General features: G+C 33.5%; 18 protein-coding genes, 1 tRNA gene and 2 pseudogenes. 11 read left to right on the top strand and 10 right to left on the bottom strand.

Annotated features, from left to right (window positions below; genetic code table 11):
* Positions 1 to 59 precede the first annotated feature (59 nt).
* From efp to HCW_RS06015, 3 genes are read right to left on the bottom strand one after another with little or no spacing between them, the layout of a single operon-like run.
* Positions 60 to 623, bottom strand: coding sequence for an elongation factor P (efp, locus tag HCW_RS06005; protein WP_014661333.1), 564 nt, complete (start codon positions 621 to 623; stop codon positions 60 to 62).
* Positions 624 to 641: 18 nt separating this feature from the next.
* A complete protein-coding gene (locus HCW_RS06010; protein WP_014661334.1) occupies positions 642 to 1,565 on the bottom strand; it encodes a class II fructose-bisphosphate aldolase in 924 nt (307 codons plus the stop codon).
* Between the two features lie 15 nt (positions 1,566 to 1,580).
* Positions 1,581 to 2,465: a peptidylprolyl isomerase gene (locus HCW_RS06015; protein WP_014661335.1), complete on the bottom strand. Its 885-nt coding sequence runs from the start codon at positions 2,463 to 2,465 to the stop codon at positions 1,581 to 1,583.
* Positions 2,466 to 2,647: 182 nt separating this feature from the next.
* Here HCW_RS06015 and HCW_RS06020 point away from each other — a divergent pair, with 182 nt between their 5' ends.
* The 3 genes from HCW_RS06020 to HCW_RS06030 are packed head-to-tail and all read left to right on the top strand — an operon-like array spanning position 2,648 to position 5,329.
* A complete protein-coding gene (locus tag HCW_RS06020) occupies positions 2,648 to 3,373 on the top strand; it encodes an EI24 domain-containing protein (protein WP_014661336.1) in 726 nt (241 codons plus the stop codon).
* Positions 3,374 to 4,141 carry a flagellar biosynthetic protein FliR gene (gene fliR / locus HCW_RS06025; protein WP_014661337.1) on the top strand — a complete coding sequence of 256 codons (768 nt, stop codon included), beginning with the start codon at positions 3,374 to 3,376 and terminating at the stop codon, positions 4,139 to 4,141.
* Positions 4,142 to 4,153: 12 nt separating this feature from the next.
* Positions 4,154 to 5,329, top strand: a complete 1,176-nt coding sequence (locus HCW_RS06030; protein WP_014661338.1) for a molybdopterin molybdotransferase MoeA — start codon at positions 4,154 to 4,156, stop codon at positions 5,327 to 5,329.
* 141 nt (positions 5,330 to 5,470) lie between these two features.
* On the opposite strand, the gene gltX is transcribed toward HCW_RS06030, so the two are convergent.
* Positions 5,471 to 6,865, bottom strand: coding sequence for a glutamate--tRNA ligase (gltX, locus tag HCW_RS06035; RefSeq protein WP_014661339.1), 1,395 nt, complete (start codon positions 6,863 to 6,865; stop codon positions 5,471 to 5,473).
* A gap of 227 nt (positions 6,866 to 7,092) precedes the next feature.
* Between gltX and HCW_RS06040 the strand changes: the two genes are divergently transcribed.
* From HCW_RS06040 to HCW_RS06050, 3 genes and pseudogenes are all read left to right on the top strand, one after another.
* A complete protein-coding gene (locus tag HCW_RS06040; RefSeq protein WP_014661340.1) occupies positions 7,093 to 8,181 on the top strand; it encodes an outer membrane protein in 1,089 nt (362 codons plus the stop codon).
* An 8-nt stretch (positions 8,182 to 8,189) separates the two neighbouring features.
* A pseudogene (locus HCW_RS06045) lies at positions 8,190 to 9,847 on the top strand (TaqI-like C-terminal specificity domain-containing protein).
* Positions 9,813 to 10,669 (top strand): annotated as a pseudogene (locus HCW_RS06050) (glycosyltransferase family 9 protein). Before HCW_RS06045 ends, HCW_RS06050 begins: the two co-directional pseudogenes overlap by 35 nt.
* A 161-nt stretch (positions 10,670 to 10,830) precedes the next feature.
* On the opposite strand, the gene HCW_RS06055 reads toward HCW_RS06050, so the two are convergent.
* A tRNA-Arg gene (locus tag HCW_RS06055) sits at positions 10,831 to 10,907 on the bottom strand.
* Between the two features lie 82 nt (positions 10,908 to 10,989).
* Between HCW_RS06055 and HCW_RS06060 the strand changes: the two genes are divergently transcribed.
* Together HCW_RS06060 and HCW_RS06065 are read left to right on the top strand one after the other, a co-directional pair.
* Positions 10,990 to 11,763, top strand: coding sequence for an NAD+ synthase (locus HCW_RS06060; protein ID WP_014661342.1), 774 nt, complete (start codon positions 10,990 to 10,992; stop codon positions 11,761 to 11,763).
* Positions 11,764 to 11,771: 8 nt separating this feature from the next.
* On the top strand, positions 11,772 to 12,707 hold the full coding sequence (locus HCW_RS06065) for a tetraacyldisaccharide 4'-kinase (protein WP_014661343.1): 936 nt from the start codon (positions 11,772 to 11,774) through the stop codon (positions 12,705 to 12,707).
* Here HCW_RS06065 and pseH read toward each other — a convergent pair.
* From pseH to flgH, 4 genes are read right to left on the bottom strand one after another with little or no spacing between them, the layout of a single operon-like run.
* A complete protein-coding gene (pseH, locus tag HCW_RS06070; RefSeq protein ID WP_043902656.1) occupies positions 12,655 to 13,182 on the bottom strand; it encodes a UDP-4-amino-4,6-dideoxy-N-acetyl-beta-L-altrosamine N-acetyltransferase in 528 nt (175 codons plus the stop codon). The genes HCW_RS06065 and pseH overlap by 53 nt on opposite strands.
* A complete protein-coding gene (locus HCW_RS06075; RefSeq protein ID WP_014661345.1) occupies positions 13,179 to 14,063 on the bottom strand; it encodes a lipid-A-disaccharide synthase in 885 nt (294 codons plus the stop codon). Before HCW_RS06075 ends, pseH begins: the two co-directional genes overlap by 4 nt.
* Entirely contained in the window at positions 14,054 to 14,737 is a 684-nt protein-coding gene (pseF, locus tag HCW_RS06080) for a pseudaminic acid cytidylyltransferase (RefSeq protein ID WP_014661346.1), read from the bottom strand. The genes HCW_RS06075 and pseF overlap by 10 nt, the downstream gene beginning before the upstream one ends.
* A 15-nt stretch (positions 14,738 to 14,752) precedes the next feature.
* Positions 14,753 to 15,451: a flagellar basal body L-ring protein FlgH gene (gene flgH / locus HCW_RS06085; protein ID WP_014661347.1), complete on the bottom strand. Its 699-nt coding sequence runs from the start codon at positions 15,449 to 15,451 to the stop codon at positions 14,753 to 14,755.
* A 140-nt stretch (positions 15,452 to 15,591) separates the two neighbouring features.
* Here flgH and HCW_RS06090 point away from each other — a divergent pair, with 140 nt between their 5' ends.
* Positions 15,592 to 16,272, top strand: coding sequence for an outer membrane protein (locus tag HCW_RS06090; protein ID WP_014661348.1), 681 nt, complete (start codon positions 15,592 to 15,594; stop codon positions 16,270 to 16,272).
* Positions 16,273 to 16,291: 19 nt separating this feature from the next.
* Here the strand turns inward: HCW_RS06090 and HCW_RS06095 are convergent, their stop codons facing one another.
* Positions 16,292 to 16,837 carry a phospholipase D-like domain-containing protein gene (locus tag HCW_RS06095; RefSeq protein ID WP_014661349.1) on the bottom strand — a complete coding sequence of 182 codons (546 nt, stop codon included), beginning with the start codon at positions 16,835 to 16,837 and terminating at the stop codon, positions 16,292 to 16,294.
* Between the two features lie 152 nt (positions 16,838 to 16,989).
* Between HCW_RS06095 and HCW_RS06100 the strand changes: the two genes are divergently transcribed.
* The gene (locus tag HCW_RS06100; protein ID WP_014661350.1) at positions 16,990 to 18,849 is read left to right on the top strand and encodes a hypothetical protein; all 1,860 of its coding nucleotides are present in this window, start codon (positions 16,990 to 16,992) and stop codon (positions 18,847 to 18,849) included.
* Positions 18,850 to 18,854: 5 nt separating this feature from the next.
* Complete coding sequence (gene gmk / locus HCW_RS06105) at positions 18,855 to 19,469, top strand: guanylate kinase (protein ID WP_014661351.1); 615 nt, start codon at positions 18,855 to 18,857, stop codon at positions 19,467 to 19,469.
* The last annotated feature ends 60 nt before the right edge of the window (positions 19,470 to 19,529 follow it).

A 19,529-nucleotide genomic window follows, 5' to 3' on the forward strand; every position in this document is an offset into this window, starting at 1 on the left:
TATATAATTAGAGACTAACCTTAATTTATTGGCAAGTCTCTTAATTTTTAACAAAAACCTTATTTAACCTTTTCTAGGTATTCTTCGGTCTCAGTATTAACCTTAATGGTTTCACCCTCTAGCACATGAAAGGGCACTTGCACCACAGCACCGGTTTCTAAAGTGGCTGGTTTTTTACTCGCACTTGAAGTATCACCTTTAAAGTTTGGGGCAGTTTCTACAATTTTTAACGCTACAACTTGAGGCACATCTACAGAAATTGCTTTATCATTGTGTAATAAAACTTGCACTTGCATGCCCTCTAGCATCCATTTTGACGCATCGGCAACTTGAGAGTCATTTAAGGCAATTTGCTCATAACTCTCTACATCCATAAACTGATACGCATCACCATCATGATAGAGATATTGCATAGTCTTTTCCATTAAATTTGGCTCTTCGCATTTATCTCCAGCATGGAAAGTCTTTTCAATCACTTTGCCATCTAGGAATGATTTAATTTTTGCTCGCACAAAAGCAGCGCCTTTACCGGGCTTGACATGTTGGTATTCCACAATTCTATAGGGAACACCGCCCAATTCAATTTTCAAGCCTTTTTTAAGCTCGCTCATACCAATTGCCATTATTATTTCCTTGTAATATTAAATTTTATTAGAACTACCTAAGAGTCTCATGCGCTCTTTAACTACATTTTTGAGCGCTAATTGAGCGGGCGCAAAGAATTTTCTCAAATCAAACTGACTCTTATCTTCATTAGCAATTCTGCGCACTTCTGCCATAAAGGCAATTCTTAAATCTGTATCGGTATTAACCTTATTGATACCACCTTTTACAGACTCTTGCAAAAACTCAAAAGGCACGCCTTTAGAGCCTTTCAAATCGCCTCCGGCATCTAAATAGGCTTTCCTTACATTATCAGGAATCGCACTTGCTCCATGCAAAACTAAGGGGATATTTGTCAAGCGCTTAACTTCTTCTAGGCGCTCAAAATCCAATTTTGGCTCACCCTTAAACTTAAAGGCTCCATGGCTTGTGCCAATAGCTGGGGCTAGATAATCCACTTTAGATTTTTTAACAAACTCTTCAGCCTCTTTGGGATTAACCAATACGGCGTCCTTTTCATCTACAGAGATATTATCTTCAATACCCATTAAACGACCCAATTCCGCCTCTACACTCACGCCGGCATTGTGTGCCATTGTTACCACTTGAGAGGTTAATTCTAAGTTTTCCTCAAAAGCATAATGAGAGGCATCAATCATTACAGAAGTAAAACCTGCTTTTACAGCGTTTTGACAGCTCTCAAAAGTCGTGCCATGGTCTAAATGTAAGGCTACTGGGATATGAGGATAGCGAGCACTCATTGTTTTGACCATGCCAACTACCATATCAATCCCTAAGTATTTAATCGCTCCCTCACTTGCTTGCACAAATATAGGGGAATTTTCTTCAAACCCTGCCTCAAAAATAGCGTTTAGCATTTCAAAATTAACGAAGTTAAACGCCCCTACTCCATAACCCTCTTTATGGGCTTTTAATAAAATCTCATTGCCATTAACTAGCATAAGAAATCCTTATTATTACTTATTGATAACGATTTTAGCTTGCTTTTTAAGCTCCTCAATCTTCTTATTCATAAGCTCTTGGAATCTTCTTTCTTGGAGCATTCCTTGAATGGTAGGTTTAGCTTGCTCATAAGTGTAAGTAACAGGCTTATCTTTAGAAATCAAATAAATAATATGATAACCAAACTCTGTTTTTACAGGAGTTTTAGTATAAGTGCCGGGCATTAGAGCAAAAGCCGCTTTAGAAAAATCAGGAGTCATTTGGTTTTTTTGGAATTTTCCTAAATCACCACCATTTTGAGCGTTTTTGCTATTAGGGTCAATCGTATCACGATTAGCTAATTCAATAAACTTTTCTTGCACTTTGGTTTTAGGCTGTTTGTTAAGCTCAGAAATAATTCTTTTAGCCTCATCTTCACTCTTTACTAAAATATGTCTTGCATGCGCTTCTTGCTTGACAAACATTTGGTCTTTATTAGCGTTATAAAAATCTTGCATTTCTTTTTCAGGAATTTGGATTTTCTTTACTGCTTCAGCTTGACGCTTTGCCCAAAACTCTACTAAAGCTTGTTTTTTTACCGCATCAATCATTGCTTTAAATTCTGGCGTGTTATCTAATTTTTCTTTTTTAGCCTCTTTTTCTACTAAAAGTGTGCGAATGGCTTGGTCAATCAAAGCCGCTTTTTGGTCATCTTTAAGCTTGTCAAAATCAAAATTAGGGTTGCGTTGCTTAATCATGTCAAAATCACTTTTAGTGATTGGTGCGCCATCTACGGTTGCTAATACTCCAGCTGTAGGAGCGCTCTTTTTAGCTGTTGTTGCTGTGTTAGCAGGCTTGGCTACTAATAAGGTTGTGCTTAATGCACTCACTAATGCTAAACTTAAGATACTCTTTTTCATCGTGTATACCCCACTTAATCAAAAATTTGGAATTAAACTTTGCATTATAGCAAGTTTAAGCTGATTTTTATACTATTTTTCTTTAATATATAAAATTCATTAAAAATCAAGTTTTTAAGCTATTTTATGCTTAAATTCAATGTCTAATTTGCAAGAAATTCATGCTATTTCTAGGGGTTGTTATGGTTTCATTTTTATCGCTTTTGTCTAAAGGTTGGAAGGACTTTTTTAGTTTTAGAATGCTTGTTATTAACCTTGCTCCTGTAATGCTTGGGGTGCTATTTTGGAGTATGGCTTTTTACTATTTTAGCGATAATATCCTTTCATATTGCGAGCGCTTTTTGCCTCATTCTTGGAGTGCATTGGCGCATAGTGAAGGCTTTTTAGCAAGCTTATGGGCGTTTGTGTTTAAAGGCTTAGTTTATATGCTAATAATTTGGTTTGTTATCCTTTTGACCCTAATAGGCAATGTGTTTATGTCTATCTTTTATACCCCTTTGGTAATCTCTTATTTGCATAAAAAATATTATTTCCAAGTAGAGCGAGAAGAGTTTGGGAGCGTTACTTTTTCTATCAAATACTTTTTAAAATCTTTAATAATCATGTTAGTGATTATGGCGTTGCTAACCCCCCTATACTTTATCCCTATCATAGGGGTATTTCTCTCTTTAATCCCCCATTTTTTATTTTTTAAAAATACGATGAGTTTAGATGTGGGGAGTGCTATTTTCAAAGATTATGAAAAATATCAAACCTTGCTTAAACAATACAAAATGTCTCATTATCGCTTTTGTGCGTGTTGTTATCTATTTTCTTTAATCCCTTTTTTTAACTTTTTTGCGACTTTATTGCAAACGATTTTATTAGCGCATTATTTTTTCACTCTCAAAGAGAATAAAGATAATTAAATGCTAGATTTTTTACAAGAGTTAAACAGCACGCATGTGGGGGATTTTTTCTTATTGTTTTTGCGTGTTACGGGGGTATTGTCCTTTTTTCCCTTTTTTGAAAATAATTTAGTGCCTATTTCAGTGCGTGGGGCATTAAGCTTGTATGTTAGCGCTATTTTTTACCCTATAATCACGCACTATGATTTTACCTATACACCAGAAAGCTTTATTATCGCTTGCTTGTCAGAGTTATTTTTAGGGATTTGCGCCTCTATTTTTTTACAAATCGTGTTTGCAAGCCTAGTGTTTGCCACTGATAGCATTAGCTTTTCTATGGGGCTAACTATGGCAAGCGCTTATGACCCCATTTCTGGCTCACAAAAGCCCATTGTTGGGCAAGCTCTCTTATTATTAGCGATTTTAATCTTATTGGATTTATCCTTTCATCATCAAATTATTTTATTTGTAGAGCATAGTTTAAAAGCTGTGCCTTTAGGGCATTTTATTTTTGAGCCCTCATTAGCTAAATCTATTGTAAAGGCATTCGCACATTTATTTGTGATAGGCTTTTCTATGGCATTCCCTATTTTGTGCTTGGTGCTACTAAGTGATGTTATCTTTGGCATGATTATGAAAACACACCCCCAATTCAACCTGCTTGCTATTGGTTTTCCAATAAAAATTGCCATTGCTTTTGTGGGGATTATTTTAATCATTTCTGCTATTATGGAGCGTTTTAAAAATGAAGTGAGTTTGACTTTTAGCGCTATTAGCAAACTATTTTAAAAGGAAGTAAAAATGATTAGTTTTAAAAAGGCTCAAGAGATTAATGCAAATATTGCTACTAAAACTTTAGAAACAGAGATAGTCTCATTATTTGAAAGTGTGGGGCGTGTTATAGCTAGTGATATTATTTGTTCTAGCCCCCTACCCAAGTTTGACCAAAGCGCTATGGATGGCTATGGGTTTAAAATGCAAGATTTAGGCAAAAAAACTAAAGTAGTTAAAAATATTTTTGCCGGAGAAAATACCCATGCGTTAGAAATCAAAGAAAATGAATGCGTGAAAATTATGACAGGGGCTATGGTGCCAGAAGGGATAGATACCATTATTCCCATAGAGCTTATGCTAGAGAGTGATGAGAATTTTGCCCTAGCGCCTAAAGATTTTAAAAATAACGCTAATATTCGCAAACAAGGCAAAAACGCAAAGCTAAATAGCATTCTTATTGCAAAAGGCACACGACTAAATTATGGGCATATTGCTTTAATCGCCTCTCAAGGTCTTAAAGAAATTGAGGTGTATAGAAAGCTTAAAATTGCTATATTTAGTAGTGGTGATGAGCTTGTGGCTTTAGGAAAGAATGCTTTAGAATATCAAATTTATGATGTCAATTCCGTAGCTATAAAATCTATGCTTAAAGACTATTCTACGCAGTTTTTAGGGGTATTAAAAGATGATAAAGATTTACAGCTAGAGCAACTTGAATTAGAAGGCTATGATGTAATCATTTCAAGTGCGGGAGTAAGTGTTGGCGATAAGGACTTTTTTAAAAATACTTTGAGAGCTAAAAACGCAACATTCTATTATGAAAAAGTCAATTTAAAACCCGGAAAACCCATAACTCTAGCCAAACTTAAAGAAAGTTTAGTGATAGGTTTGCCCGGAAACCCCCTAAGCGCTCTTTTAGTTTTACGCACGCTTATTTTACCTCTTTTAGAACGCCTTTCATTAAATAAAGACTTCGCATTAAAAACTTTCAAAACTAAAATCAATGCCCCCTTAAAGCTCAAAGGCAAACGCACGCATTTAATTTTAGGCAATCATTCAAACAATGAATTTATCCCCTATAACAATAACCGCTATGAAGCTGGGGCTATCCAAGCTTTAGCACAAGTTAATGCTATCGCCTTAGTTGATGAGGGGATAGAATTAGTTGAAAATGAAATTGAAATTTTAAATTTTGAAAAATAAAAAATAGCAACACCTTAACATAATAAAGGTTCTGTTTTAATATTGATGTTTAATGCAATTAATCTAAGCTATGAAAAAATAGTTTATCAATGTCATATAACAGAGCCAAACCAAAATTAAGCACATTAAGTGCTTAATAGTTTAAAATTGCTTTAAAAACCTTTCTATTCTTTTTAAACTTTCTGTTTTACCTAAGATAAAAAGCGTTTCTTTTAACCCTATTCCGCCCCCTTTTGCTAATAAGGCTAATCTTAAGGGTTGCATAAAATGGCCTGCTTTAATCTGTTCTTTTTCAATGATATTGTGCATGGCATTTTCTAAAGTGCTCTCATCATCAAAATTAGCATTGTCTAACTCTAACTTAAATTTTTCCAATAATGGCACAACTATTGTCTTATCAAGCTTTTTAAAAATCTTTTCTTCATATTCTTTGGGAGCGTTTAAAACCTCATCAATTTTAAGGGCTAGTTCTTGTAAGGTTTGAGACCTTTCTTTAAGAGCGTCAAACAAACAATCTAATTGCATAGGATTTAAATGAGAAAGGCTACTGAAACTAAAATCTTTTAATAATTCTAGTAACTCTTTGGTGCTTTTATTTTTTAGATAATGGGCATTAAGCCATAACAATTTTTGTGTGTTAAACGCACTAGGTGAAGAGTTTAAATCTTTAGGGTCAAATAATTTTAATAATTCTTGCATGCTAAAAATTTCTTGGTCTTTGCAACTCCAGCCTAAACGCACTAAAAAGTTTAATAACGCCTCTTTTAAATACCCCATTTTAGGATAATCCATAACACTTGTTGCGCCATCTCGCTTGCTTAATTTATGCCCTTTTTCATTTAAAATCATAGGCACATGGAAAAAATTAGGAATTTTAAAATTCAAGGCCTCATAAAGCACAATTTGTTTAGGGGTATTAGAAAGGTGGTCATCACCTCTAATAACATCTGTTATCCCCATTAAAGCATCATCAATAGTAACGACAAAATTATAGGTAGGTGTGCCATCGCTTCGTGCAATGATAAAATCATCTAACTCGCTTGTATTCACACTCACTAAGCCCTTAACGCCGTCATTAAAGCTAATCGTTTTATTTTCTGGCACTTTAATTCTTACTACAGGCTCTATGTCTTTAGGGGGTGTGCCTTTAAAATCACGATAGCGATTATCATAACGAGGGGTTTCTTTTCTAGCTTTTTGCTCTTCTCTTAAAGTATCTAGCTCTTCCTTACTCATATAGCAATAATAGGCTTTATCTTCATCTAAGAGCTTTTGGATATATTCTTTATAGAGCTCAAAACGCTTAGATTGATAAAGTATTTCTCCGTCATGTTCTAAGCCTACCCATTCAAACGCCTTTAAAATAGCCTCTGTAGCCTCTATAGAATTACGGCTCAAATCCGTATCTTCAATGCGTAAATAAAACTTCCCTTGATTAGCTCGTGCAAAAAGATAATTAAATAAAGCTGTTCTTAACCCCCCTATATGCAAATGCCCTGTAGGAGAGGGTGCAAAGCGTGTAACAATACCACTCATCATTTTAACCTTAAAATATAAAATAGAAATGCTTGTATTGTATTCAAAAAGTCTTAAAAAATGGTTGCAAGAAAGCTTGGGAAAGAAAAATCTTTTTACATGACTTCAACAAAATATTGCCTATATTATAAGGATTATGTAGTAACCCAACTAGAAAAACGCCCATTTTTTTGATTTTTGTTGTAAAGTTAGTGTTTGATTTTAAAATAAGTTTTAAGGCTAATTATATGCGTGTTAAAAAAGTGATTTTATATTTGTCTCTAATTGGTGCTTGCTTTGGGGAGGAAAATGGAGCGTATGCAAGCGTAGGCTTTCAATATTCTCTTATGCATGCAGTGCAAAAAAATGATCCTTTTTCAAACCAACAACGCATTGCAACCATTATAAACGCTCAAAATAATATCGCTCAGCTTAAAAAGATTGAAAATCAAGTCAAGCAAATGCCAAAGACCTTTCAATATATCAATAGTCAGTTAAAAAAACCAACAACCCCACAAGAACAACAAGAGAGTTTAGAATATATTCAGTCTTTAGCCAAAAATATTGAAAAAGTTTTAGTCATAAGCCATAGCTCAAACCCTGCTTTAATCACAGAACTTCAAGCTATCTCACAAGCTAAAAACCTCCAAGAATTAGAACCATATTTATCACATTTGCCTAAACTAGAACAGCAATTCACACAAGCCCAAAATGCTATCCTCTCTAATCTATCTAATCAAATTGCTGAAATCTCTAATTCTATTAATGCTATGCCAACAAGTCCTTCAAGTGCAACTATCTCTAATATGTTTGGGGTAAGCTTGAACGTAGGCTATAAACACTTTTTTGGTAAAACTAAGCGTCATGGATTTCGCTACTATCTCTTTTATGACTATGGCTATTCTAACCCTAGTTTCATAGGTAATGGCATAACAAGTTTAGGAAAAATGAATAATAATGTCTATGGGCTTGGTATAGATTATCTTTTCAATTTCATAGACAATAACAAGACACATTTTACAACCGGTTTTTATTTTGGTTTTGCAATTTCTGGGAGCTCTTGGGTAGGAAAAGGTGCGAGCGCATGGATTAGTCAAATGGATTTTATTAATAATTATTTGCCTAATTATAGCGCTAATATGCACACAAGCTATTTTCAAATCCCTTTAGAATGGGGTATTCGCACCAATATAGACAGACACAATGGCTTTGAAATAGGCATTAAAATCCCCTTAGCGATTAATTCTTATTTTGAATCGCATGGCAAGGGGCTTAATTCAGCGCTTTTTTTCAAGCGCTCTGTTGTGTTTAATGTCAATTATGTCTATAATTTCTAACATATAAGATGTTTTCAAACGCTACTTCTATTGAAACCATCGCTCACTCGCTCAATATCTCTCATAGTAGCGTGCATAATTGGATAAAAACTAATCTCTTAGAGACCATAGAAATTGATAATAAAATTTATGTCAAAACAAGCTCTTTTTTGGATTTTTGTCATAATCATTTAGGAAAAAATAAGCTTAACAAATACGCTAACAAATCCTTAAAAGATACACACAATCATAAAGAACTCACTTTAAAATATCTCAAAAAATTAGAAAATGGCTCTCTTTTAGAAAATTTAGGTTCTTATTATGAAGAAGAACTTTCTAATGCAACCAGAAATTTGGAAGGCATTTACTACACCCCAAATACAATAGTGGAGCAACTTTTTACACTTCCTGAAGGTTTTGATGTGTCTAAGGCGACATTTTGCGACCCGTGCTGTGGGAGTGGGAATTTTATTATGCATGCCTTAAAACTAGGTTTCAAGGTTGAAAATATCTATGGCTATGATACAGATGCCTTTGCTATCGCCTTGACTAAACAACGCATTAAAGAGCGTTATCATTTAGATTGCCCTAATATTTTGCAAAAAGATTTTTTACATTTAGAACATACCCCACAATTTGATTGTATTTTCACTAATCCACCATGGGGTAAGAAATACCCTAAAAACCAAAAAGAAATTTTTAAACGGCGTTTTAATCTCTCTCAAAGCCTAGATAGTGCGTCGTTATTTTTTATGGCGGGTTTAAATTGCTTGAAAGAAAATGCACATTTAGGACTATTATTGCCAGAAAGTTGTTTGAATATTGATGTGTTTAGTGAAATGCGAGAAATCGCTCTCACTTTTCAAATCAAAAAATTAATTGATTTTAACAAACCTTTTAAAACCCTAATGACTAGGGCTGTGGGTTTAGTGCTTAAAAAAGCCCATAATAATGCCCCTAATAATGATGAAAAAATCTCTTGCTTTTATCAAAATAATGAATTTGAACGCTCGCCTTATTCTTTTTTCAATAACCCTAAAAAGATTTTTAATATCCATTGCTCTAGCAAAGAAAATGAAGTTTTAGACCACCTTTTTTCCATTCCCCATATAACTTTAAAAGATAACGCTCATTTTGCTTTGGGGATTGTTACAGGTAACAATAAAGAAAAATTATATTCTAAGCAAGAAAAAAATACCATTGCTATTTTTAGTGGTTCAGATATTTTAAAGGATAGCTTAAAACCCCCTAGTAAATTTATTAATACTGATTTATCTAAATGCCAGCAAGTCGCTCCCTTAAGTCTTTACAAGGCTAGAGAAAAAATCGTGTATAAATTCATTTCTTCAAAACTTGTCTTTTTTTGTGATACCAAGCAACGCCTTTTTTTAAATAGTGCAAACATGTTTGTTTTAAAAGAAAATTTTCCTATTCAATCTTACGCATTAAAAGAATTATTAAACAGCGATTTAATGCAATTTATTTTTGAAAAACTTTTTAGAACGCATAAGATTTTAAGAAAAGATTTAGAATGCTTACCCCTATTTACGCAGTTTATTAACGATACGTTTGATGAAAAAACTTATTTAAAATGCTTAGGAATCAAAAAATTAGATTCTAAACATTTTGCAATCAAACAATAAGGAAAAATCATGCATTTTGCTTGTCTTCTAGCCCTAGGGGATAATCTCATTACGCTTAGTCTTTTAAAAGAAATAGCCAATAAACAACAAAAACCTATTAAAATTTTAGGCACGCATTTAACCTTAAAAATTGCCAAGCTTTTGGAATGCGAAAAACATTTTGAAATCACGCCTATTTTTGAAAATGTGCCAGCTTTTTATGACATCAAAAAACAAGGTGTGTTTTTAGCTATGCGAGATTTTTATTCATTATTAAAAGCAATTAAAAAACACCACATCAAGCATTTGATTTTAGAAAAACAAGATTTTAGAAGCTCCCTTTTAACTAAGATTGGTAGCATTCAAATTTCTACCCCCCCCCCCAAGAAATTAAGAATATTTATCAAAACCGCCAAGAGTTATTTTCACAAATTTATAACCATGTTTTTGACAGCACTCAATATTCCATTAGCTTAGAAAACCCCAAAAAGATTTTGATTAACCCCTTTACTAGAGAAAATTATAGAAATATTTCTTTAGGGCATTTGCAAATTGTTTTAAAACTTTTAAAGCCCTTTTCTATCACGCTTTTAGATTTTGAAGAACGCTATCTTTTTTTAAAAGATGAAGTAACTCATTACTACACCAAAACAAGTTTAGAAGAAGTTAAAAATCTTATTTTAGAAAGTGATTTGTATATTGGGGGGGATTCGTTTTTAATCCATTTAGCTTACTACTTAAAGAAAAATTATTTTATCTTTTTCTATAGGGATAATGATGATTTTATGCCACCTAATTGCAAAAATGAATGTTTTTTAAAAGCGCATAAAAGCCATTTTATAGAAAAAGATTTAGTTAAAAAATTCCAGCATCTGGGGTTGCTATGAGCTTATATTGCATTATTTTTAGCTTTATTTAATTTATCTCAGTTTTTTAGAAAACTAAATAAGGTCTTAATTAAGATAAAAATTGAGAAACACAGCACGCTTTATTTGCTTTAAAAACCTTAAATTTTAATAAAAAACTTAAATAAGATGAGTGAGTTAAATGGTGTGCTCGGAGGGATTCAAACCCCCGACCTACAGGACCGCAACCTGTTGCTCTATTCAGCTGAGCTACGAGCACTCAATTAAAGTAGAGAGAAATTATAGCAAAAAAAAATAACTTTTAACTTAAATTATGATTATTTTCTATTATAATTCAAAGCATGCAAAAGTATTACCAAGATTTAATTGAGTATTTATGCGATTTTTTAGCCACAGAAGTAGGCTCTCGTGGTTTTAAAAAAATCGTTTATGGGTTAAGCGGAGGCTTAGATAGCGCTGTAGTAGGCGTGCTATGCCAAAAAGTTTTTAAGCATAATGCTCATGCACTCTTAATGCCCTCTTTAGTTTCTATGCCTAGTAGCAAGCAAGATGCCTTAGAATTATGCGAGCTTTTTAACATTATTTATACAGAATATTCTATCGCCCCTTATGATGAGACTTTTTCTAATACTTTTAAAAATGCCAACTCTACAAGAAAAGGGAATTTCTGCTCTCGTTTGCGCATGGCTTTTTTATACGATTATTCTTTAGAGCATAATGCCTTAGTGATTGGCACAAGCAATAAATCTGAAAGAATGCTTGGCTATGGCACTTTGCATGGGGATTTTGCATGTGCGATTAATCCTATTGGCGAACTTTTTAAAACAGAGATTCAGGCTTTAGCTAAAACACTCAATATCCCAAAACATATTATTTCTAAACCTCCAAGTGCGGATTTATTTGTAGGACAAAGCGATGAATTAGACTTAGGTTATCCTTATAGTGTGATTGACCCTTTATTAAAAGAAATTGAAAATTCTAAAAAACCTATCAATTCTAATGAACTCATAGCCTTAGGATATGATAAAACTCTTGTAGAAAGTATAGTTAAACGCATCCAAAAAAATGCCTTTAAATTAGAATTACCCACTATCGCACCTAGGTTTAAACCCTAAAAAATAGTATGAAAAAGCATTCTTTTTTAGAGCGTTATTTTTATACGCCAAATTTAGCACAAAAAGCTCTTATTTTTGCACTTTTGCCCTTTTCATTTATCTATCAAACTATCGCTACTTTGAAGCGTAAATTTTCTAAAAAACACCATTTTAATGTCCCCATTGTTAGCATAGGTAATATTATTGCTGGAGGGAGTGGGAAAACGCCCTTTATTTTAGAAGTAGCCAAGCAATATTCTAATGTGATGATTGTCTCTAGAGGTTATAAGCGCCATTCTAAAGGCTTAATTGTTGTAAGCTATCAAGGAAAATTTTTAGTCCCAGAGTATATTGCTGGAGATGAGGCTTATCTTATTGCATTAAGTTTAAAAAATGCAAGCGTGATTGTGAGTGAAAAACGAGACTTAGGGATTAAAAAGGCTATAGATATGGGGGCTAGTTGTGTGTTCTTAGATGATGGCTTTAGATTTAATTTCAATCAATTCAATGTGCTTTTAAAGCCAAAAAATCCCCCCTACTATCCTTTTTGCTTTCCTAGTGGGCTTTATAGAGAAAGTTTTTCTAGCTATAAAGAGGCGCATTTAATTGTAACAGAGGGCAAGGACTATTTAAGAAAAACCAATATCACAAACCCTACTAAACGCATGCTTTTAGTAACAGCGATTGCTAATCCTAGCAGACTAGATGAATTTTTACCCTCTAATATTGTAGGAAAATTGTATTTTAAAGACCATGCGAATTTCAATCTCAAGCTTTTAGAAAAGGAATTTCATAAACATAACGCCACTTCATTATTAGTTACCACTAAAGACTTGGTTAAGCTCAATGATTGTGTTTTGCCCTTAAGTATTTTAAATTTAAAATTAGAAATTTGTCCTTATATCTTAGAGTCTATTGAGAATTATATACGCTCTTATTCTTATAATACAACAACACATCTATAAAAGCCCCATTTCTAAAAATATACTCTTTCAAGCACCCCTCTAGCTGGTAAAAATGACGCTCATAAAAAGCAATGGCTTTTTGATTACTTTGCATAACTTCTAAATGCAAAGTAAAAAGCCCTAATTCTTCAAAAGCTATAAACTCTAAAGCTTTTAAGATTTCACTCCCTTTGTTTTTTAAAAAAGGGTTTTTATATATCCCTAAATATCCATGTTTATGCGTAAGGTTTAAGCGAGTAAGAGAGCCTACGCCCAAATAAATGTCATCTTGCTTGAATAAAAAATAGCGTTGGTTAGAAGACTTTTTAAGCTGTTCAATAAAATCAAGATGTGTTTTTAAAGAAATGCAAGAACTATACATCCATAGAGAAGTTTGCTCGTGATTGCGAAATTCCAAAACAAGCAATTTTTCTATATCACTCATTTGAGTGAAATTGATTATTTGGATATTTTGATAATACATATTTTTATTCAACGCTCTAAAAACTCCTTTAATGCTCGCTCTAAATGCTCTCCAAAATTTAGAGTTTTAAAAATATCAACTTGTCTTTTACGCTCTTTTAAAGGGATTAAATTTTCAAAATCTCTTTCTAAGGTCTCTAAACTTGTTATTTTAAAAGCCCCTAATTTTTCAAACTCTAGGCTTTGGGCTAGTTGGTTAGTGGCTATGGGTAAAATTAAGCTAGGCGTTTGGCTAAGCACAAGCTCATAAAGTGTCATGCCTCCCGCACTAATAGCCACATCACAAGATTTCATTAAATGGCTAAATTCTAAAAGGCTTAAATGGTTGTAGTAATGGATATTTTTAACTTCTTTTATAATATCTTGGCTAATTACATGCAAAATAACATTTTTATTTTCTAAAATTTCTACAATATCTTTGAGTATATCTTGCTTGCTCCCTCCTAAAGTAATCAATACATGCTCAACTTGTGAAACAATAGAGCGTTTATAACAAAAATCAAAAGATATAGGTAAAAACTCTGCCCCCAAATAATAAAAATAATCTTGGCTTAAATTTTTATAATAATTCTTTGCACCTAAAGTGCCATTGATAATGCTTGTATGTTTAGGATAAAAGCCCTCTTTATGCTCGCTATCTTCTATAACCATTAAAGCCTTAGCCTTTTTTCTAAAAGTATAAAAATCTTTTGAAACTAATTGATAACTATCTGTAATAATAAAATCTGTAGAGCCAATATTGTTTAAAAAAGAAAGGCAATCTTTTTGTTGTTTGTATGTATGAATACTTGATTTTATGCCTATTTTTTTTAAATACACCAATAGCTTTTCACAACGCCTCAAATGTCCTAAACCACTTTCTTTGAAAGCATCACAAAAGATTTTTACTTGCATGCTTTTAATAATCGTTCGTATTTAAGTTTAGCTAGTTCTAAATCTTCTAAAGTATCAATATCTTGGACTTCTAAGGGCGATAACACTAAAACACCAGATTGCTTATCAAAAATAGGGTATTGCTTTTTAAAAGCATAGGCTCGCCCCATATAAAATAATCCAGCATCATAATAGAGCTTAGGCAAATCTTGAGAGCGAGTGTTAAGATATTTTTTAAAAGGCATTTTCAATTCTAAGCTAAAAGAGCGAAAAGGCGAAGTGCTAAAGGGTGTACAAGCAAACACATAGTTCTTGCTATTATCTTGCATAAGCATTTCAAAAGCTTGCTTTAAATGATTAACTTGCAATAAGATAGAAGTGCCATACAAGCAACATACAATATCATCATCTTTTAAATTCAATTCTTGTGTGTGATAGGCTAAAACTTCTAAAGTTGTAGCAGTGTCATTAGCTAAAGATTTAGGGCGTAATTTTAAAAAGCTCGCTCCATAACTTTGAGCTATTAAAGCAAACTCTAAACTATCTGTGGAAATATACACATTTTCAAATAAGGCGCTTTGAAGAGCTATCTCAATAGGATAAGCTAACATAGGCTTATTAAAAAATGTATAAATATTTTTTTGCTTAATGCGCTTACTACCACTTCTAGCTAGAACAAATGCTACAACTCGCATTCAATCCCCCTAATTTTAATAAGGCATTTGAGTTTCCATTGCATCTGCAGCAAATTTCTTTTTATTGGAATTACTTAAATTCCCTAAATTAGTGTATTCAATTTTAGCATCAGCAAGGAATTTAGATTGGATAGTGTTGTTGCGTTCAATATCATAAGGTCTAATCACCCCACTCACTTTTAAAATCTGCTTTTCTCCATCTACAAGCACTTCTTTATTCCCATAAATGAAATAATTTCCATTTTCTAACACCTTAATAATGCGTGCACTCAATACCACATTCAAATCTTCGCTCTTTTTTTGCGAACCTCCCCCTTTAAAATTGGTATTGTTGCTAGATTTAGTGAAGTTGTAATTATTCTTATCATCTAAAAATTCAGCCTCTTTTTTCTTTCTCTCATTTTGTCCGTTATAAGTCAATCTTGGAGGCGTGGAATTACCTCCAGAGGCACTTTTATAATCTTTAGAGCTAGAATAAGATGCGCTTGATTTTTCTGAAATAATCACCGTGATTAAATCATTGGGTTTCATAGCCCTTCTATCAGCAAATAAGGGGCGCTCACCTTGTCCAAACAAACTCCCTAATTTATTAAGTTCAGGGATAAATTCTTTTGCTGGAGTCTCTTCTACATAATCAGGAGGGTTAAAATTAATCCCCGGCTCATTAGCCATTAATAAAACGCTAAATCCTAAACCTAGCAATACCTTATTCATCATCACACCCTAATTTAAAGCAAAATTAGCTTTTAGTATACTCTAATTATTAGCTATAAGCGTCTTGTTTTTTAGTTAAGTTATTGTAGAATTAACTAAATAAAATAAAATGCTTGATTGTTATTTAGGGAGATAAACGATTGAAAACACCACGCCTAATCAAAACGCTTGCAAGTATAGGCTTGCTATTAAGCACTCTATATGCAGATGAAATAACACCTTCGCCCTCTTGGACAAAGAACATGTATATGGGAGTGAATTACCAAACCGGCTCTATTAATCTTATGACCAACATTAATGGCACAAAGAAACTTACTAATATGGGCTCAAATGGTATTGGACTAATTATAGGTTATAATCATTTTTTTAATGCTGACCGTATTTTAGGCTTGCGCTATTTTGCTTTCTTAGATTGGGAGGGCTATGGCATGAAATATCCTAAAGGGTATTATGGTGGAAACAACATGATTACTTATGGTGTGGGCCTTGATGCAGTGTGGAACTTCTTCCAAGGGAGCTTTTATCAAGATGATATTAGTGTAGAGATTGGGGCTTTTGGGGGCATTGCTATTGCAGGTAATAGTTGGTATATTGGCAATAAGGGGCAAGAACTCTTAGGTATTACCAATCAAGGAGTAAGTGATACAAGTTTTCAATTTCTCTTTAATTTTGGTGTGAAAGCCTTATTTGTAGATGAGCATGAATTTGAAATCGGTTTTAAATTCCCCACTATCAACAATAAATACTATATTAGTGATGAGATTAAGGTTCAAATGCGTAGGGTTTTTGCCTTTTATGTAGGCTATAACTACCACTTTTAACTTTTAAAATTAAGGGGTTTTAAAACCCCACGCATTTTTCTAGCATTTTTCTAAAATAACTTCTAGCTTTTAATGCCACATTAGAATCATCAGTTTTTAACAACACTTCATAATTGTTTTCAAAGGCATTTTTGCTCCAATTAGCCGAACCTAAAAACACCACTTTATCATCTATGATAGCCATTTTTTGATGCATAATTCCATAGTAGTTATTACCTCTTTGAGCCATACGCCCCCTTAATAAACATGCTTTGATATTAGGATACTTTGCTAAATAGCCACTTGTAGAATTCCTACTATTATGATTGCTTTCATAATCATAAATGATTTGCACTTTTACCCCCCTACTTGCCACGCTTTTAATCACCTTGGCAATATCTTTATGCGTAAAGCTATAAATAGAAATCTTAATATTATTTTTAGCGCCATTGATACCAGAAATAAGTGCGTTTAATGCCTCTCTTTGCTCATAAGGTAAAAAGAACACGCTATTTTTAGCGTTTGCAAACCCTAAACAGCCTAAAACCATACTGATTGCTACAGCTTTTTTCAATCTATTTTTCATCAAAAACCTCCTTGATTAACTTGCATAAATGCTTGTAATGATTGAAATATTAAACAAACAAAATAGATTTTTGATTATAATAAAAGATTTAAAACAAGCATAATCATAAACTTGATGCGATGTTTCTTAAATTAAAAGGAGTCTAAATAATCATGAAAATTCTTTTATTCAACCAAAATACCATGATTAAAAAGCTGTTTGAAAGCGTTTCTAAGAAATTGGAGCTACCTATAGAGTATATAGAAAATAGTGCTGAAGTGTTAGCCCTCCTTAAAGAAAGTCATGAATGGCTCTTTTTTGCCGATGATGAATCTTTAGAAAAGCTAGACCAAGTTGATTGGACAGACTTAAGAGAAACTATCTCTCAAAATGTTTTAAGTGTGTGTATGCACAAACGCAATAATGAAAACCAACAAGCCTTTTTAGAAGGGTTTGATATTGGGGTTAAAAAGCCTTTTTTGCCTACTGAGATTCTAAAGTTAATCCAAAAAAAGCTCTCTTCTAACCCAGATGAACAAGCCAAAAATTCCAATTCCTCTCAAGAATTAGATGATGAGGTATTTGAAGAAATTCCCAAAGATTTAGACACTAATTGGGACGAATTAAAAGATTTAGGCAATTTAAAACCTATTGAACAAGAAGAAGAGAGCAAAGAAGAACAACTACTCCCTACTCCAAATGCAGATGAAACATTAGAGCAATTAGAACAAGTTGAAACGCAAGCAGAAGAGACCCAAGAACAAAGTGCTGAAATGCAAGCAGAAGAAGAAATGCAAGAAGTGGCTAAAGAACCTAAAGAAGAGCCACAAACAGAAGAAACAGAAAAAGAACCGCAAGAAGAGGTTGCCGAGCCACAACAAACAGAAGAAGTAGCTACAGAAGACACGCCAACAAAAGAGCCTACAATAGAGGAAGAACTACAAACAGAAGAAACAGCAGAACAAACCCAAGAAGAAAGCGTTGATGAGTCGGTTTCTTTGGGTGAAAAAGCCCCCACTTTAGAAGAACTAGCTGAAATGAAACAACTTGTGCAAGAGATTCAAGAATCACCACCTACAGAAGAGCCAAAAGAACAAAGTGCTGAAATGCAAGCAGAAGAAATGCAAGAAGTGGCAGAAGAAACCCAAGAAATAGCGAAAGACCCACAAGAAGTGGTGGAGGAAACAAAAGAGCTACAAATAGAAGAAACAGAAAAAGAGCCTACAATAGAGGAAGAACCACAAGAAGAAATTGCCAAGCCACAACAAACAGATGAAGTAGAAGAAGAACCACAAACAGAAGAAGTGGCTACAGAAGACACGCCGATAGAAGAGCCACAAGAAGTAGCAGATGAAGTGGTAGATGAAACCCAAGAAATAGAAGAAGACCCACAAACAGATGAAGTAGAAGAAGAACCACAAACAGAAGAAGTGGCTACAGAAGACACGCCGATAGAAGAGCCACAAGAAGTAGCAGATGAAACCCAAGAAATAGAAGAAGACCCACAAACAGAAGAGTTGACTGAAGAAATTCAAGAAGAAAATATTGAACCACAACAAACAGAAGAGGTAGCAGAAGAAAAAGTGGTAAAAGAAGAGCTACAAGAAGTAGCAGAAGAAACAGAAAAAGAGTCTGCGCTAGAAGAAACAAAAGAGCTACAAGAAGAGATTATCAAGCCACAACAAGCAGATGAAGTAGAAGAAGAAACACCGGCTACAGAAGAAAATACCACTCAAAACTACGAGCATATTGAAGATATTCCTGAACCTCTTATGGCTAAAGCTTTGGGCGAAGAATTAAAGGCTAATGAGGCAGAATCAATAGAAAGTTTAGAGCCACAACAAGATTCAAATGAAATCCCAAATACAGAAGAAATGCCCCTAGAAACCCCCAATATTGATTCTTCAGAGGCACTTGAATTACACATCAAGCAAAACTTGCAAGACTTATTTAAAAATTTAAATAATGAGTCTTTAGAAAGCCTTTTAAAAGGCAAGACATTAAGTATTAAAATTGCTTTAGAGGATAAATAATCTGCATGAATAATCACACCAATTTGCTGATTCTCTCAGGGCCTAGTGGCTCTGGGAAAAGCACCCTTACAAAACATTTACAAGAAAATATCCCACACATGTATTTTTCTATCTCCACCACAACACGCCAAAAGCGAGAGGGCGAAATAGAAAATTTACACTATTATTTTGTAAGCGAAGAAGAGTTTAAGCTTGGCATAGAGCAAGGACAATTTTTAGAATGGGCAATTGTGCATAATAATTACTATGGCACTTCTAAAGCCCCCGTAGAACAAGCTCTTAAAGAGGGTAAAATCGTTATTTTTGATATTGATGTGCAAGGGCATAGAGATATTAAAAAGCACTACCCTAACGCTTGTTCAGTCTTTATCAATACCAAAGACCAAGAGACCTTAAAACAACGCTTAATTTCAAGAGGCACAGACTCAAAAGAGATTATTCAAAAACGCTTAGTGCATGCTTATAATGAAATGCAATGCCTTAAAAGTTTTGATTATCTTATCATCAATGAAAATTTAGAAAAGTCCAAAGAGGCGATTTTAAGCATTGCAAAAACCTTAGCATACCGCCAAAAAGCGTTTAATTTTGAAAAGGTATGCCAAGAATGGAAAGCACATTAAAAATTAAAGCTTATTAGTTACCCTTAAAAAGGCTATAATAAGACTTTAAATTAAAAGAAT

This window comes from Helicobacter cetorum MIT 00-7128 (genome assembly GCF_000259255.1).
GTDB lineage: Bacteria > Campylobacterota > Campylobacteria > Campylobacterales > Helicobacteraceae > Helicobacter > Helicobacter cetorum_B.